The 15,335-nt window shown below is 47.9% G+C and carries 14 protein-coding genes and 2 riboswitches; all 14 genes read left to right on the top strand.

Annotated features, from left to right (window positions below; translation table 11 throughout):
* The first annotated feature begins 71 nt into the window (after window positions 1–71).
* The 14 genes from BAMF_RS23645 to purB all read left to right on the top strand — a co-directional run bounded on the left by BAMF_RS23645 (window position 72) and on the right by purB (window position 15,294).
* Window positions 72–1,034: an AAA family ATPase gene (locus BAMF_RS23645; protein WP_013351265.1), complete on the top strand. Its 963-nt coding sequence runs from the start codon at window positions 72–74 to the stop codon at window positions 1,032–1,034.
* Window positions 1,034–2,218 carry a DUF58 domain-containing protein gene (locus BAMF_RS23650; RefSeq protein ID WP_013351266.1) on the top strand — a complete coding sequence of 395 codons (1,185 nt, stop codon included), beginning with the start codon at window positions 1,034–1,036 and terminating at the stop codon, window positions 2,216–2,218. Before BAMF_RS23645 ends, BAMF_RS23650 begins: the two co-directional genes overlap by 1 nt.
* 18 nt (window positions 2,219–2,236) lie before the next feature.
* Window positions 2,237–4,444 carry a DUF4129 domain-containing transglutaminase family protein gene (locus BAMF_RS23655; protein WP_013351267.1) on the top strand — a complete coding sequence of 736 codons (2,208 nt, stop codon included), beginning with the start codon at window positions 2,237–2,239 and terminating at the stop codon, window positions 4,442–4,444.
* A gap of 163 nt (window positions 4,445–4,607) precedes the next feature.
* Window positions 4,608–6,149: a glutamine-hydrolyzing GMP synthase gene (gene guaA, locus BAMF_RS23660; protein WP_013351268.1), complete on the top strand. Its 1,542-nt coding sequence runs from the start codon at window positions 4,608–4,610 to the stop codon at window positions 6,147–6,149.
* A gap of 105 nt (window positions 6,150–6,254) precedes the next feature.
* Complete coding sequence (locus tag BAMF_RS23665) at window positions 6,255–6,788, top strand: sigma-70 family RNA polymerase sigma factor (RefSeq protein ID WP_013351269.1); 534 nt, start codon at window positions 6,255–6,257, stop codon at window positions 6,786–6,788.
* Window positions 6,770–8,212, top strand: a complete 1,443-nt coding sequence (locus BAMF_RS23670; protein WP_013351270.1) for a DUF4179 domain-containing protein — start codon at window positions 6,770–6,772, stop codon at window positions 8,210–8,212. Before BAMF_RS23665 ends, BAMF_RS23670 begins: the two co-directional genes overlap by 19 nt.
* 123 nt (window positions 8,213–8,335) lie before the next feature.
* Window positions 8,336–8,437: riboswitch (purine riboswitch) on the top strand.
* A gap of 130 nt (window positions 8,438–8,567) precedes the next feature.
* The gene (locus BAMF_RS23675) at window positions 8,568–9,890 is read left to right on the top strand and encodes an NCS2 family permease (protein ID WP_003155780.1); all 1,323 of its coding nucleotides are present in this window, start codon (window positions 8,568–8,570) and stop codon (window positions 9,888–9,890) included.
* Window positions 9,891–10,086: 196 nt separating this feature from the next.
* Window positions 10,087–10,869, top strand: a complete 783-nt coding sequence (locus BAMF_RS23680; RefSeq protein WP_013351271.1) for a hypothetical protein — start codon at window positions 10,087–10,089, stop codon at window positions 10,867–10,869.
* 137 nt (window positions 10,870–11,006) lie between these two features.
* On the top strand, window positions 11,007–11,180 hold the full coding sequence (locus BAMF_RS40570; RefSeq protein WP_012116994.1) for a Fur-regulated basic protein FbpA: 174 nt from the start codon (window positions 11,007–11,009) through the stop codon (window positions 11,178–11,180).
* A gap of 140 nt (window positions 11,181–11,320) precedes the next feature.
* The gene (locus tag BAMF_RS23685; RefSeq protein WP_013351272.1) at window positions 11,321–11,875 is read left to right on the top strand and encodes a DUF2179 domain-containing protein; all 555 of its coding nucleotides are present in this window, start codon (window positions 11,321–11,323) and stop codon (window positions 11,873–11,875) included.
* Window positions 11,872–12,069, top strand: coding sequence for an NETI motif-containing protein (locus BAMF_RS23690; protein ID WP_013351273.1), 198 nt, complete (start codon window positions 11,872–11,874; stop codon window positions 12,067–12,069). Before BAMF_RS23685 ends, BAMF_RS23690 begins: the two co-directional genes overlap by 4 nt.
* 78 nt (window positions 12,070–12,147) lie before the next feature.
* Window positions 12,148–12,249, top strand: a riboswitch (purine riboswitch).
* Window positions 12,250–12,378: 129 nt separating this feature from the next.
* A complete protein-coding gene (gene purE, locus BAMF_RS23695) occupies window positions 12,379–12,867 on the top strand; it encodes a 5-(carboxyamino)imidazole ribonucleotide mutase (RefSeq protein WP_013351274.1) in 489 nt (162 codons plus the stop codon).
* Window positions 12,821–14,002: a 5-(carboxyamino)imidazole ribonucleotide synthase gene (gene purK / locus BAMF_RS23700; RefSeq protein ID WP_013351275.1), complete on the top strand. Its 1,182-nt coding sequence runs from the start codon at window positions 12,821–12,823 to the stop codon at window positions 14,000–14,002. The genes purE and purK overlap by 47 nt, the downstream gene beginning before the upstream one ends.
* Complete coding sequence (gene purB / locus BAMF_RS23705; protein ID WP_013351276.1) at window positions 14,002–15,294, top strand: adenylosuccinate lyase; 1,293 nt, start codon at window positions 14,002–14,004, stop codon at window positions 15,292–15,294. Before purK ends, purB begins: the two co-directional genes overlap by 1 nt.
* The last annotated feature ends 41 nt before the right edge of the window (window positions 15,295–15,335 follow it).

Here is a 15,335-nt window from a genome sequence, read left to right on the forward strand (position 1 = left end):
ATACTGTTTATATTTTGTGGTAAAGTTAGGTTACGATAATTGAAATTTGAGAGATGACTAGGAGGAGAAGAATGGCTTATAAAGAAGAGCTGCATCCGCTGCTGGAGAAAGCCGTTGAGCATATTGAAAACATCATCATAGGAAAACGGGATATCGCCATACTCAGCTTGGCCGCCATTCTCGCAAAAGGGCATGTGCTGCTGGAAGACGTGCCGGGAGTCGGAAAAACGATGATGGTCCGCGCTTTGGCCAAGCTGATCGGAGCTGACTTTAAGAGGATTCAGTTCACTCCGGATCTTCTGCCGTCAGATGTGACGGGTGTCTCTATTTATAATACGAAAACGATGGAATTTGAATACCGCCCGGGACCGATTATGGGGAATATCGTGCTGGCCGACGAAATTAACAGAACCTCTCCGAAAACGCAGTCTTCTTTGCTTGAGGCGATGGAAGAGGGAAATGTCACGATTGACGGAAAGACAATGCGGCTGGCTGAGCCGTTTTTCGTCATGGCCACACAAAACCCGGTTGAATATGAAGGAACATATCCGCTTCCTGAAGCCCAGCTTGACCGGTTTTTATTTAAGCTGAAGATGGGCTATCCGACTGCCGAGGAGGAGCTTAAGGTTCTGTCTTTGCAGGAAGGGCGCAATCCGCTTGAAACAATTGAGCCCGTCATTTCTAAAGAACAATTTATCAGTCTTCAGCAAAAGCTGGAGCAGGTGCGGGTGGATGATGGCATTAAAGCCTATATCGTCGGCATCACTCAGCATACCCGCCGGCATCCGTCCGTACATTTGGGCGTAAGTCCGCGCGGTTCGATTTCATTAATGAAAGCCGCACAGGCATACGCGCTGCTTCATGATCGCGACTACGTCATTCCTGATGACGTCCAGTATTTGGCTCCGTATACGCTGCCTCACAGAATGATCTTAACGGCCGAGGCGAAATTTAATGATGTCACGCCGGAAGCTGTGATCGAAGACATCATGCAGACGGAAAAAGTTCCCGTTCAAAGGATGTCGGTCCGATAATGAGAAAGAAAGTGCATTGGCTGCTATACGGCTGGAAGCTGCTTATTTTGGCCGTATTGACGGCAGCGGTCTTTTCTTATGCCATGTTTCAGGGCGGATTTGTGAGCTGGTTTTTATTTTATGCGTTTTTGCCGTTTACCGTTTACGCCGGGCTGGTCGCTGTGTATCCGCTGCGGGCGTTTCGGGTGACGCGTGAGATTTCTTCTGCTCAATTAACCTCGGGTGACAGGCTGTCTGTCACCATCAGGCTGACGAGGCGCCTGCCGTTTCCGCTGACTTATATGGTCATTGAAGATGTGATGCCGGAAACGCTTGGCGAGAGGCGCTGTGCGAAACAGCTCGTGTTTCCGTGGTTTCAAAAAAAGCTGACGTTTCAATATGAGCTGCCGCAGGCTCCGCGCGGAGAGCATCGTTTACATACGATAAGAGTGCGGACCGGAGATGTTCTCGGGCTTTTGGACAAGACGGCCTCGTTTTCGGTAACGGATACGGTCTTAGTTTTCCCGGCGTACGGGTCTGTACATTATAAGACGCAGACCGTATCCGGAGAAGAGGGTGCGGGTGCCGGCGCGCCGTTTCAGACTCACCGCTCCGCAATGGCCGCGAGCGTCAGAAATTATCAGCCGGGCGACCGGTTTTCCGCACTCGACTGGAAAACATCGGCGCGGCGCAATGAGCTGATGACGAAGGAATTTGACCCCTTGCAGAGTATGAATATGGTTCTCCTTTTGGACTGCACGCCGTCCCCTTCGTTTGAAGCCGCGGTCTCAGCCTCGGCATCCCTGCTTTACACGGCGCTTGTGAAGGGCTCTCCCGCGGGGTTTATTTCATTGGGGAACGACCGGACTGTTTTTCCCGTCCGGGAGGGAGAGCAGCATTTCAGAAATGTGCTGCGTTATCTGGCTGCAGTTTCAGAATCGGAAGAAGCTGATGCCGGCGGACGCTTAAGAAAAGAGCTGGCAGATCCGCGTGTCCGCAAAGCTTTTATTGCCGTCGTGACGGGCAGCCTTACAGAAGAGCTTCTCAAACAGGCTGAGGCAGGACCTTTTGACATGACGGTGTTTTTGGCGAAAGAAACGAATGCCGTGCTTTCGGAAAAAGAACGGAATCTCGCTCTCATCTTCGCTCAGAAGAATATCAAGGTGCAAATGATCAGGGACAAACGGGTGTCCCATGTTGTTTAGAAAGAGAGGTGGCGCGCCATGCCGCATGACGAGAACCAGGGAAGCAGGCTGAGTCTGCTGCTGTTTTATTTTCTCGCTTTTTTATTGTTATGGGAATGGCTCAGGCCGCTGCACAATTTTACGGATACAAAACATACCGGTTTTTTCATCATTTTTATCGGTTTGGCATTTCTGCTGTCATTCTTCCGGATGAGGTGGTACGTCACCGTGCCGTCCTGCATTCTGTTTACGTTGATCAGTATTCATATGCTGTTTTATAAAGGTTCGGTTTTTCAGCCGGAATGGCTCGCTTCTTTTTTGCGGGACGTGATGCTGAATGCCCGGCACATCGGGACCGGAAGATGGAATGATATGAACCCGTCATTCCGCACATTGCTGTTTTTTGTGCTATTATGGCTGCTCGTATATTTACTGCATTACTGGGTGATCTATCAGCGGAAAATATTATTCTTTTTTATCATGACGGTGGCCTATATCACCGTGCTTGATACGTTTACTCCCTATGATGCCGCATACGCCGTCATCCGGATTGTCTTTATCGGCTTTTTGATGATGGGGCTTTTGAATATGGAGCGCATCCGCCTGACGGAACACATAGCGTTTAAAAAAAGGTTGATCATCAAATGGTTTCTGCCGCTGGCGCTGTTTATCTGCGCTTCCGTCCTATTCGGTCTGGCGGCTCCGAAATCAGATCCGAACTGGCCGGACCCCGTGCCGTTTCTGAAAAAAATAACAAATCACAAAGAGGTGCCCGCCGCTGAGAGCAAAATCGGCTACGGCAACCATGATGAAACATTAGGCGGGCCTTTTCAGCAGGACGATACGCCGGTTTTCACATGGAAGGGAAAAGAGCGGGCGTACTTCCGGGTGGAAACGAAGGATACATACACGGGAAAAGGCTGGGTGGAGACCGATCAGGGCATGTCCTATAAACTGAATGGCGGCAATGTGGAAGATATATGGTTTGACCGGAGTGTGCAGACGAGACGTTATACGGCGCAGGTGTCCATTGATGAGAATTATCTTTATAATCACGTCATGTATCCGATCGGCGTCTCCAATATTAAACCGAAGCACTCGATTCAGCTTGAAATGAACGGAAACACCGAGCAAATCACGCCGATCAGTGAACAAGTGGGCAGCATCCGCAATATGGGACGGTACACGGTGACTTTTCACGCGCCCGTCTTTAAACTGAATGACCTCAAAAAAGTGAAAGTGAAACGATACCGTGAGCAGAATCAATTCAATGACCGGTATCTGCAGCTTCCCGACAGCCTTCCGGAAAGAGTGAGACAGCTTGCCGACAGGCTGACGCGGGATCATCATAATATGTTCGATAAAGCGAAGGCGGTCGAGGATTATCTGGGATCTTCCGCATTTTCGTATGATACACAGGATGTCGCCGTTCCGGAGCACAACCAGGATTATGTGGATCAATTTTTGTTTGAAACGAAAAGAGGTTATTGTGATAACTTTTCTTCGGCAATGGCTGTGCTGCTGCGATCTGCGGGAATTCCCGCCCGCTGGGTGAAAGGCTATACATCCGGAGAATATAAAGGCGCGGGCGATCAAAACGGCCATCTTTATGAAGTCACAAACAACAATGCCCATTCGTGGGTAGAAGTATATTTTCCGGATCAGGGCTGGGTGACGTTTGAGCCGACGAAAGGCTTCACCAATCCGACGGAGTTTACGTCAGAGCAGAATCATACAGCGGGAAAAGATGGCGGAAGCTCAGCGGGGAATTCGGATACACCGTCTGACAAGCAGCGCCAGGAAACAAAGCCCGAAAAAAAAGAAACGCCGAAAAAGCGGGAGCACAGTGCGGCTCCGCATCCTGTGATGCACAATAAAACCGCGGCACAGCTGTGGCCGTATGCAGCTATCATCATCGTGATTTCAGCCGCGGCCGCGCTCGTCTGGGTGCTGCGGGCGCGCTGGATTCCGCATGTTGCAGCAGCCAGATTGAAGCGGCGCACGGATGAAGACGTCTTTTTCGACGCATATGCCGCGCTGCTCCGCCAGCTGAAACGAAAAGGGTTCAGCAGGGGAGACGGAGAAACGCTCCGTGATTTTGCCGCGAGGATTGATGAGGCGTACCATACAGACGACATGTCCGAGCTGACGCTGCGCTATGAGCGTGCTTTATACCGCAGCGATAATGCCGCAGAGCTTTGGAATGAATCGGTACAGTTGTGGGAAAATATAATTAAAACAAGATAGTCTTGACCGCATATCGTCCTGTTGTTAGAATAAATGAATGTTAAATGGGAGCCCGGGAGCGTTAAAAAGCCGGGCTTCCGGACAAGTCTTGCGCGACAGAGGGCTGAACGTGTGTCCTCCGTTTTTTCTGTGTCAAAAACTTAGAGGAGATTAGGTGACAACCATGACGAAGTTAGTGAATGAAATGATTCTTGTTCTTGATTTCGGCAGTCAGTATAACCAGCTGATTACCCGCCGGATCCGTGAATTTGGCGTATATAGCGAGCTGCATCCCCATACGTTGACAGCTGAGGAAATCAAAGAAATGAATCCAAAAGGAATTATCCTTTCAGGCGGACCGAACAGTGTATATGATGAAGGATCTTTCCGCTGTGACGAAAAAATCTTTGAACTCGATATTCCTGTATTGGGCATCTGCTACGGTATGCAGCTGATGACTCATTACCTCGGAGGGAAAGTCGAGGCGGCAAGCCAGCGCGAATACGGAAAAGCGAACATTCAGATTCAAGGAACTCCTGACCTGTTCAAAGATCTTCCGGAAGAACAAGTGGTATGGATGAGCCACGGCGACTTAGTCGTACAAGTGCCGGAAGGGTTTACGGTAGATGCGACAAGCCATCACTGCCCGAACTCAGCGATGAGTAAAAAAGACAAAAAATGGTACGGCGTTCAGTTCCACCCGGAAGTCCGCCATTCAGAATACGGAAATGACCTTCTGAAAAACTTTGTCTTCGGTCCTTGTGAATGTAAAGGCGAATGGTCAATGGAAAACTTTATCGAAATCGAAATGCAAAAAATCCGCGAAACAGTCGGAGACAAACAAGTGCTTTGCGCTTTGAGCGGCGGAGTTGATTCTTCTGTCGTAGCCGTTTTGATTCATAAAGCGATCGGCGACCAGCTGACTTGTATTTTCGTCGACCACGGCCTGCTCCGTAAAGGCGAAGCGGAAGGCGTCATGAAAACGTTCAGCGAAGGCTTTAATATGAATGTCATTAAAGTTGATGCGAAAGACAGATTCTTAAATAAGCTGAAAGGTGTTTCTGATCCTGAGCAAAAACGCAAAATCATCGGCAACGAATTCATTTACGTATTTGATGATGAAGCGGTCAAGCTGAAAGGAATCGATTACCTTGCGCAAGGAACGCTTTACACAGACATTATTGAAAGCGGAACGGCAACAGCGCAAACGATCAAATCGCACCACAATGTCGGCGGTCTTCCTGAAGATATGCAGTTTGAACTGATCGAACCGCTTAACACTCTTTTCAAAGATGAAGTGCGCGCGCTCGGCACAGAGCTCGGCATTCCGGATGATATCGTATGGCGTCAGCCGTTCCCGGGACCTGGTCTTGGCATCCGCGTACTCGGCGAAGTAACGGAAGAAAAACTTGAAATCGTTCGTGAATCAGACGCGATTCTGCGCGAAGAAGTGGCAAACCACGGCCTTGAGCGCGACATCTGGCAGTACTTCACGGTTCTTCCTGACATCCGCAGCGTCGGCGTCATGGGAGATGCGAGATCGTATGATTACACAATCGGTATCCGTGCCGTAACTTCAATCGACGGCATGACATCTGACTGGGCGCGTATCCCTTGGGATGTGCTTGAAGTGATTTCGACACGTATCGTCAATGAAGTGAAACACATCAACCGCGTCGTGTATGATATTACAAGTAAGCCGCCTGCGACGATTGAGTGGGAATAAATCAAGATAAAAAACGTCTCTTTTTAAAAAAGAGGCGTTTTTTTTGTCATCTTTTTGAAACCGTTTCGCCCCGATTCGTATCTAACAGCATAGGAGGTGGATAAGGTGAAGGAAGAACGATTGATCAAAAAGGCGAAAAAAGGTGATGCCTCAGCCTTTGAAAAACTGATCACAGCTCATCAGGAGACTTTATATAAAACAGCTTATCTCTATTTGCATCACAAAGAAGACACCCTGGACGCTGTTCAGGAAACGGCTTACAAGGCTTTTCTTCATATCGCGCAGCTGAAGGAGCCGAAATATTTTAAAACGTGGCTGATCCGGATTTTGCTTAATACGATTTTTGCGATGAGGAAAAAGCACGGTGACGTCATCCCGTTTGAGCAGCACCACGATACATGTGCGGAGAACAAGAACGTTGAAGAATACATAGACCTTCGAAATGCTCTGGAAACACTTGATGAACATATACAGCTGACCATTCAGCTTTATTATTTTCAGGATTTTTCGATTTCCATTATCGCTGAACAGACCGGCATGGCGGAAGGCACCGTAAAAACGCATCTGCACAGGGCGAGAAAAGCATTGAAGCAAGAGCTGGAAAAGGAGGATAAACAAATATGGAAAAGCATCAAATGAAGCAATTGTATCAGGACATAGACGTGCCGAAAGCTGAATTGAAAAACGTGATACACAGCGCGGCTGTCCGTGCCGGAAAAGAAGGCGCCGTCAGACGGAGATGGGGAAGAAAACTGATAAACGGCTTCGCGGTTGCTGCTGCTTTGTTTTTTCTGTATCTGTCTTCAGGCTTGTTCATGCCCTCCGTTAATACGGCTATGGGAAACATTCCTGCTGCCGGACAAATTTACAGTCTGTTTCAGGATAAGGCAGGTTCTGCGCTGTTTAAAAGCAATCTGGTGACAAAACTGAACGAGAAAGCGGAATCACGCGGGATCACGGTGACAGTAAAAAGTGTATATTACGACAGCGGACAGCTCGTTTATAACTTTATCGTTGACAATTTGAAATCAGATGAGGAGAGTATTCCTTTTCAAGTCGATTATAAAGATACCCGGAATATATTATCTGAGGATTATGACAGGACTGATATGAAAAAAATGAAAGACGGTCGGTACGGAGGGCAGCTTCGCTTGTTCACGGACGGTTCAAAGCTGAAAGACGGTGATAAGCTTCCGCTTGTCATTACAAAAATCAAGGACATCCCGGGAAACTGGCGCTTTACACTCCCGATCAAAAAACAAAAGTCAGTTTCCCTGGAAGGAACGAAAGCCGTCAATGTAAATAACGGATTATACCGCTTTTTCGATATCCGGGCGGAAAACGGAACGATGGGATCGGCACTCTTATATTCAGTCGACTTTCACGATGCAGCCAAAAATGATGCCATCTCGATTGACGAAGCAACGGATGATGCAGGAAACCATTATGAAATGACGATGTCAAATATTGACCTTGGCAGCAGAAAGAACCTTCCCGGCGGCGGGAAAAGAGTACGCGGCCAAACTCAATTCAGCAAACCGATAGACCCGAAAGCGAAAACACTTTTCATAACGGGTAATTTAAAATCAGAATCAGAGCCGGGAGAAATCGTCCCACTGAAAACAAAACTGCCCGCCAGCTATGAAACGAAACATCACCATGTCGGCATCACCATCAAAAAGATCAAACAGCAAGGCAGACGGGTGATTGTCAATTATCAATTCAGCGGAATTAATGTAAGCAAGACGGATGAAGATCAGCTGATGAATGTCGGTGAGTCAATCGGTCTCGGCGATACGAAAAAAATGAAAACCTGGCCATCGCTTGATGAGTATGAAAAAGGCTATTATCTGAAAGGGAATAAGGCGAAAGTCACGAATCTTAAAACGGGTGAAATGGAATCCGTTTTTGAATTGGATGATTCATCTGATAATGACTATTCATTGCGCGATTTCTCATTCGATTCATATGCTTTGTATGTCAATCAAACGGCCATGAACACTTTAGCAGGTGACAGCAAGATCACATTCGCGGTTCCGGTACGGCCTGCGGACGGAAAATGATGACAGGGAGGCGGCTTTTGCCGTCTTCCATTTTTGATCAATTAACGAATAAACTAATTTTTTTTAACGGGATTGTTCGTTTTTTATATTGAGTTTTCAAAATTGTATTGATACAATAGACTCAGAAATCAAATATGCAGATATCGTATAATGGCGGGGATATGGCTCGCAAGTTTCTACCAAGCTACCGTAAATGGCTTGACTACGGATCAATCTCAATCGTTTGATATAAATAATCCATTCTTATTTATTCAGACTGAACGTATGTAGTCAAGCGTCCCAATGTATTTGGGGCGTTTTTTATTTGGCGGATAACGGGCAGAATAAATGGGAGAGAATGAAGGAGGCAATTGGCTTGAAGCAATTTTTTCAGTTTGATGAGCTGGGGACAAGCTATCGTAATGAAATCATCGGCGGTTTAACGACCTTTTTGTCAATGGCGTACATTCTGTTCGTCAATCCGCTGACATTGTCTTTAAACGGTGTGAAGGGATTTCCGGAAGCATTAAAAATTGATCAAGGCGCGGTGTTCACCGCTACAGCCCTTGCGTCTGCGGCCGGCTGTATTTTAATGGGGCTGATAGCAAAGTATCCGATTGCGATTGCGCCGGGTATGGGGTTAAACGCGTTTTTTGCTTTCTCTGTCGTACTCGGTATGGGAATTTCCTGGCAGGCTGCGCTTTCCGGCGTTTTGATTTCCGGAATTATTTTCGTGGCGCTTTCGCTGACGGGATTGCGGGAAAAAATCATTAATGCAATTCCGCCCGAGCTGAAATTGGCGGTCGGCGCTGGTATCGGTTTATTCATCACATTTGTCGGTTTGCAAGGTTCCGGCATTATTGAAGCGAACTCATCGACCTTGGTGTCTATCGGCAATATTCACAGCGGTCCTGTGCTTCTGACGGTTTTCGGTGTCATTGTGACGGTCATTCTGATGGTGCTTCGCGTAAACGGCGGCGTGTTTATCGGAATGCTTCTGACGGCGGTTGCCGGCATGATCTGCGGGCTGATTCCGGTTCCGACGCACATTGTCGGCAGTGTGCCGAGTCTTGCGCCGACTTTCGGACAGGCGTGGATGCACCTTCCGGATATCTTCTCCGTCCAAATGCTGATTGTCATTTTAACTTTCTTGTTCGTCGGGTTTTTCGATACGGCCGGAACGCTGGTGGCTGTGGCGACACAGGCAGGGCTGATGAAGGAAAACAAACTTCCGCGTGCGGGGAGAGCGCTTCTTGCGGATTCAACTTCAATCGTTATCGGAGCGGTGCTCGGTACGTCTACAACGACTTCTTATGTTGAATCAAGCTCAGGCGTTGCGGCGGGAGCGCGTTCCGGATTCGCGGCTGTTGTGACGGGCATTCTCTTTTTACTGGCGATGTTTTTCTCGCCGCTTCTGTCAGTTGTCACTACGAATGTGACGGCTCCGGCTTTAATTATTGTCGGCGCGCTGATGGTGGCGCCGCTCGGTAAAATCGCCTGGGATAAATTCGAGGTGGCTGTGCCGGCATTCTTAACGATGATTATGATGCCGCTGACATACAGCATTGCGACGGGGATTGCGATCGGCTTTATTTTCTACCCGATTACAATGATCTGCAAAGGAAAAGGAAAAAGCGTTCACCCGATTATGTACGGGCTGTTCGTTATCTTTATACTGTATTTCATCTTCTTGAAATAACGGAAAAACCGGCTGAAGACAGCCGGTTTTTTGTTTTTGTCCTATTCCGTAAAACCAATACATAAGATAAAACGTCATATGGGTGTCCGGGTGAAGAAACCGCTTGACTGTTTAAGGACGCTTCGGTACCTTATATAAGTGTTTTATTTTCTTGTTTAACAAATTCCGCCGTATTTTTTTGATAGGAGTTGCTGACATGACGGAAGAAAGAAAAGAAACGTTGGAAGAAGAAAAACAGCATCAGGGAACTGATGAAGAACCGCTGTCGAGAATGTCCAGAAATGCGGGACGTTATCAAAAACAAAAGAAAAAAGAAAAGGAACGGCGCCCGGCTCCGGCTTTTACGGAAAAACTCGCTTCTGCTTGGGCTGCGGTCAAACGTTATTGCCGTTTCGCGCTGCGCATTTTGACATCACCGGTAAAGGTCGTTGGGGAAGACGGCTTTTACCGCTTTAAATATGCTCTTATTTCAATGCTTGTATTCAGTATCTTTTTCTCAATCGGAAATTGGTTTCAGCTGAGGGCAAGCCAGCAGAGACCGCTCGGTTACGGGGAACGGCATCATACGTTTTTTGACGGCTTTACCATCGTTCTCGTGTATTCGCTCGTCTTTTTTGCAGCTGCGGCCGGCGCGGTCTGGCTTGTATCACGCTATATGATGAAACAGAAAATTACGATGCGGGATGCGGCGGCTGGAGTCGGTTCGCTTTTGGTTCCGGCTGTCGCCTGCTCTATAGTATGGATGATTTTCGCGATATTGAATCTGCCGGTCATCACCGTGGTGTTTACGGCGCTGACCTTGTTTCTGGCCGTCTCGGCAATGGTGCAGTTTGTGCAGATCCTGTACAAATCGGCTGAAAAGCCTGCGGCTGACGTGATGTACTGTATTACTGCGGCAGTCATCATCATGCTCGTCTTTACGGCTGTGACATGGCCGCTTATTTCAGAGTACTTTACCGCCTCGCTGATTCCTTTATAAGTCGAAATTTGTCTTTCACAATGTTTACAAATATTTCTAATAAAGCGTGTTGTTTTGAGCAGCCGTCCGATATATGATGGGAGCAACAGCAAGTTGAAAACGGCATTAATCTTTATGATTCGGAAAGGATGATGAGGATGGCCCCGTTGTTGCGAGAAGCCATTAATCGGAAAAAACAGCATCTGAGGACAAAGCTGATCCGTTCAGGGTTTTATCAAAACCATGTTCAGGAACTGTCCGGATATACGCTGAGTGAACTAGAAAAGGAATATGAAGCCGTCAAACGATTGAAAAAAGCTGAGCTTCACTGATAAGAGTTTGAAAGTCTGCCTTCCGGGGCGGGCTTTTTTTTCTTTTGAAAATGATCAAAAGAGGGTAAACTATCCTTAACTTGAAAGATTGACGCGGCCGTCCCGGTCAGTTTTTTCAAAGATCAGAGGAGGGGGAATCAATGATGCAGACGATTTTATCCAACGGTATAGGTATGGTTCTCATTATTCTCATCATTAACATTATATATGTCTCTTTTTTTACGATCAGGATGATCCTTACCTTAAAAGGGCAGCGCTATTTCGCCGCAGGCATCAGTACAATTGAAATCCTTGTGTATGTGACCGGCTTGAGTCTCGTGCTCGGCAATCTGAATCAAATTCAAAATGTCATTGCCTATGCGCTCGGCTACGGCCTCGGCGTCATAGTGGGTATGAAAATTGAAGAAAAACTGGCGCTCGGCTATATTACAGTCAACGTCATTACGAAAGAGCTTGATCTGGACCTGCCGAAACAGCTTCGGGAAAAAGGATACGGGGTCACAAGCTGGGTGGCGGGCGGACTTGAAGGAGACCGGACCGCCATGCAGATTCTGACGCCGCGCAAATATGAGCTTCAGCTTTATGATACGATTAAAACGCTTGATGAAAAAGCGTTTATCATCGCCTTTGAGCCCAAAACGATCCACGGCGGATTCTGGGTGAAAGCAGTGAAGAAGAGGAGAATTAAGGAATGACAAAGCCAAAAAAGAAACGGTTTGAAGTAACGGAACATGAAACGATCGACACCATTCTCACTTTAATGAAGGAAGAGGGCTATATGCCCGTCCGGCGGATGGAAGAGCCGATCTTTACAGAAAAGAAAGAAAATGGATCAATTCAAGTCGTTCCTTGCGGGAGAAAAATCGTATTTGAAGGGAAATTGATCTAAACACGAACATTAAAAGAAAGAATTTTTATATCGTTCGATAATGTCGTTGACATTATCCAAGTCCGTTGTTAAGATAAACATGAAATCAAAACACGACCTCATATAATCTTGGGAATATGGCCCATAAGTTTCTACCCGGCTGCCGTAAACGGCCGGACTATGCAGGAAAGTGATAAACAGCTGACATGGATATCGCAGAAGCGAACGACTGCCGATACGCGCCATGCCCGGTTTGTATTGCTTCCTCATAGTGCAATACGAGCCGGGCTTTTTTTTCTGAAAAACAAAGCATGAGAAGGTGGGAACAGAATGCAGCCGCTAGCAGGAATCATCATGGGAAGCACCTCCGATTGGGAGACAATGAAACATGCATGCGACATACTTGACGAACTTCACATTCCTTATGAAAAACAGGTGGTATCCGCGCATCGGACGCCTGATTTGATGTTTGAATATGCAGAAAGCGCCAGAAGCAGGGGCTTAAAAGTCATTATTGCCGGAGCCGGAGGAGCGGCGCATCTGCCGGGAATGACGGCGGCCAAAACGACACTGCCGGTGATCGGTGTTCCGGTTCAGACAAAATCGCTTAACGGGCTTGATTCTCTTCTGTCTATCGTACAGATGCCCGGCGGCGTGCCGGTCGCGACGACAGCGATCGGAAAAGCGGGCGCAGTGAACGCGGGTCTGTTAGCTGCGCAAATTTTGTCGGCATTTGACGATGACATTGCGGATAAACTAGAGGCGAGAAGAAATGCGACAAAACAAACGGTGCTGGAAAGCAGTGATCAGCTTGTCTGATAAAAAAACGATTTTTCCCGGCGCCGTCATCGGCATTATCGGAGGCGGACAGCTCGGAAAAATGATGGCTGTCGCCGCAAAACAGATGGGGTATAAAGTCGCAGTCGTCGATCCCGTAAAAGACTCGCCATGCGGACAGATCGCCGATATTGAGATTACCGCCCAGTACAATGACCGTGAAGCGATTCAAAAATTGGCCGGTGTCAGTGACATCATTACCTACGAATTTGAAAATATTGATTACGAGGCGCTCAACTGGCTCAAAGAACATGCATATCTTCCCCAGGGAAGCGAGCTGCTGCTCATCACCCAAAACAGGGAAACGGAAAAAAAGGCGATCCAGTCAGCTGGATGTCAGGTCGCTCCTTATCGGATCGTAAACAGCAGACGGGAGCTTGAGGAAGCCGTTCAGTCATTGGGACTTCCGGCGGTGCTGAAAACATGCCGGGGCGGATATGACGGCAAAGGCCAATTTGTCATTAAGGAAAAAGGACAGACAGATGAAGCGGCCGCACTGTTAGAAAACGGCGCGTGCATACTTGAAAGCTGGGTGTCATTCCGAATGGAGCTTTCCGTTATCGTGACGAGATCGGTGCACGGAGAGATTTCAACCTTTCCAGCTGCTGAAAATATCCACCACCATAATATCCTGTTCCAAAGCATCGTGCCCGCGAGAGCGGAGGAAACGGTTCAAAAGCGGGCAGAGGCGCTTGCCGTTCAGCTCGCGGAGAAACTGGAGCTCGTCGGACCGCTTGCGGTGGAAATGTTCGTCACGGAAGACGGAGACCTTTTGATTAATGAATTGGCGCCCCGTCCTCACAATTCAGGGCATTATACGCTCGATCTTTGTGAAACGAGCCAGTTCGAACAGCACATCAGAGCGGTCTGCGGACTTCCTCTCGGCAGAACCGATCTGCTCAAACCGGGGATGATGGTGAATCTTCTCGGTGATGAAGTGAAGCTGGCGGAGGAGCATCCGGAGCTTTTGAAGGAAGCCAAACTGTACCTGTACGGAAAACATGAGATTAAAAAAGGCCGCAAAATGGGGCATATGACATTTTTGCGGGAGCCTGATGAAAAATGGATTCAGGACATCACGAACATATGGATGAAAAGAGACGGAGGACGAGCATAATGATCGAACGTTATTCAAGACCTGAAATGTCCGCGATCTGGACGGACGAAAACAGATACCAGGCATGGCTGGAAGTTGAGATTTTAGCCTGTGAAGCCTGGGCTGAACTTGGCGTCATTCCGAAAGAAGACGTCAAAGTCATGCGCGAAAACGCGTCTTTCGACATTAACCGCATTTTGGAAATCGAGCAGGATACGCGCCATGACGTCGTGGCATTCACACGCGCGGTTTCAGAATCGTTAGGCGAAGAAAGAAAATGGGTTCACTACGGCCTGACGTCAACAGATGTCGTGGATACCGCTCTTTCCTATCTATTAAAACAGGCGAATGAGATTTTACTCAAGGACATTGAGAGATTTGTTGACATTATAAAAGAAAAAGCGAAAGAACATAAATACACGGTCATGATGGGCCGCACGCACGGCGTACACGCAGAACCGACGACATTTGGCCTGAAGCTCGCGCTTTGGCACGAAGAAATGAAACGCAACCTTGAACGTTTCAAGCAGGCAAAAGAAGGAATCGAAGTCGGGAAGCTTTCCGGCGCGGTCGGCACATATGCAAATATTGATCCGTTCGTAGAGCAGTATGTCTGTGAAAAACTTGGCCTGAAAGCGGCGCCGATCTCCACTCAGACATTACAGCGCGACCGTCATGCGGATTACATGGCTGCACTTGCCCTGATCGCGACGAGCATTGAAAAATTCGCAGTGGAAATCCGCGGTCTGCAAAAGAGTGAAACACGGGAAGTGGAAGAATTTTTTGCAAAAGGACAAAAAGGCTCATCGGCTATGCCTCATAAACGGAATCCGATCGGGTCTGAAAATATGACGGGCATGGCGCGCGTGATCCGCGGCTATATGCTGACGGCGTACGAAAATGTTCCGTTATGGCATGAGCGTGATATTTCTCACTCATCAGCTGAGCGCATCATTCTTCCTGACGCGACAACCGCGCTGAATTTCATGCTGAACCGTTTCAGCAATATCGTCAAAAACTTAACGGTATTCCCGGAAAATATGAAACGCAACATGGACCGCACACTGGGTTTAATCTATTCTCAGCGCGTGCTGCTCGCTTTAATTGACACGGGTCTGCCACGTGAAGAAGCATATGACACGGTTCAGCCGAAAGCGATGGAAGCGTGGGAAAAACAAGTGCCGTTCCGTCAGCTTGTCGAAGCGGAGGAAAAAATCACGTCCCGTCTTACACCGGAACAGATTGCCGATTGCTTTGACTACAATTATCATTTGAAGAACGTCGACTTGATCTTTGATCGTTTAGGTTTATAGAAGAAGCCAGCCGGAGGCGGCTTCTTCAGCCCCCCCCATAG

This window comes from Bacillus amyloliquefaciens DSM 7 = ATCC 23350, from assembly GCF_000196735.1.
Classification (GTDB): domain Bacteria; phylum Bacillota; class Bacilli; order Bacillales; family Bacillaceae; genus Bacillus; species Bacillus amyloliquefaciens.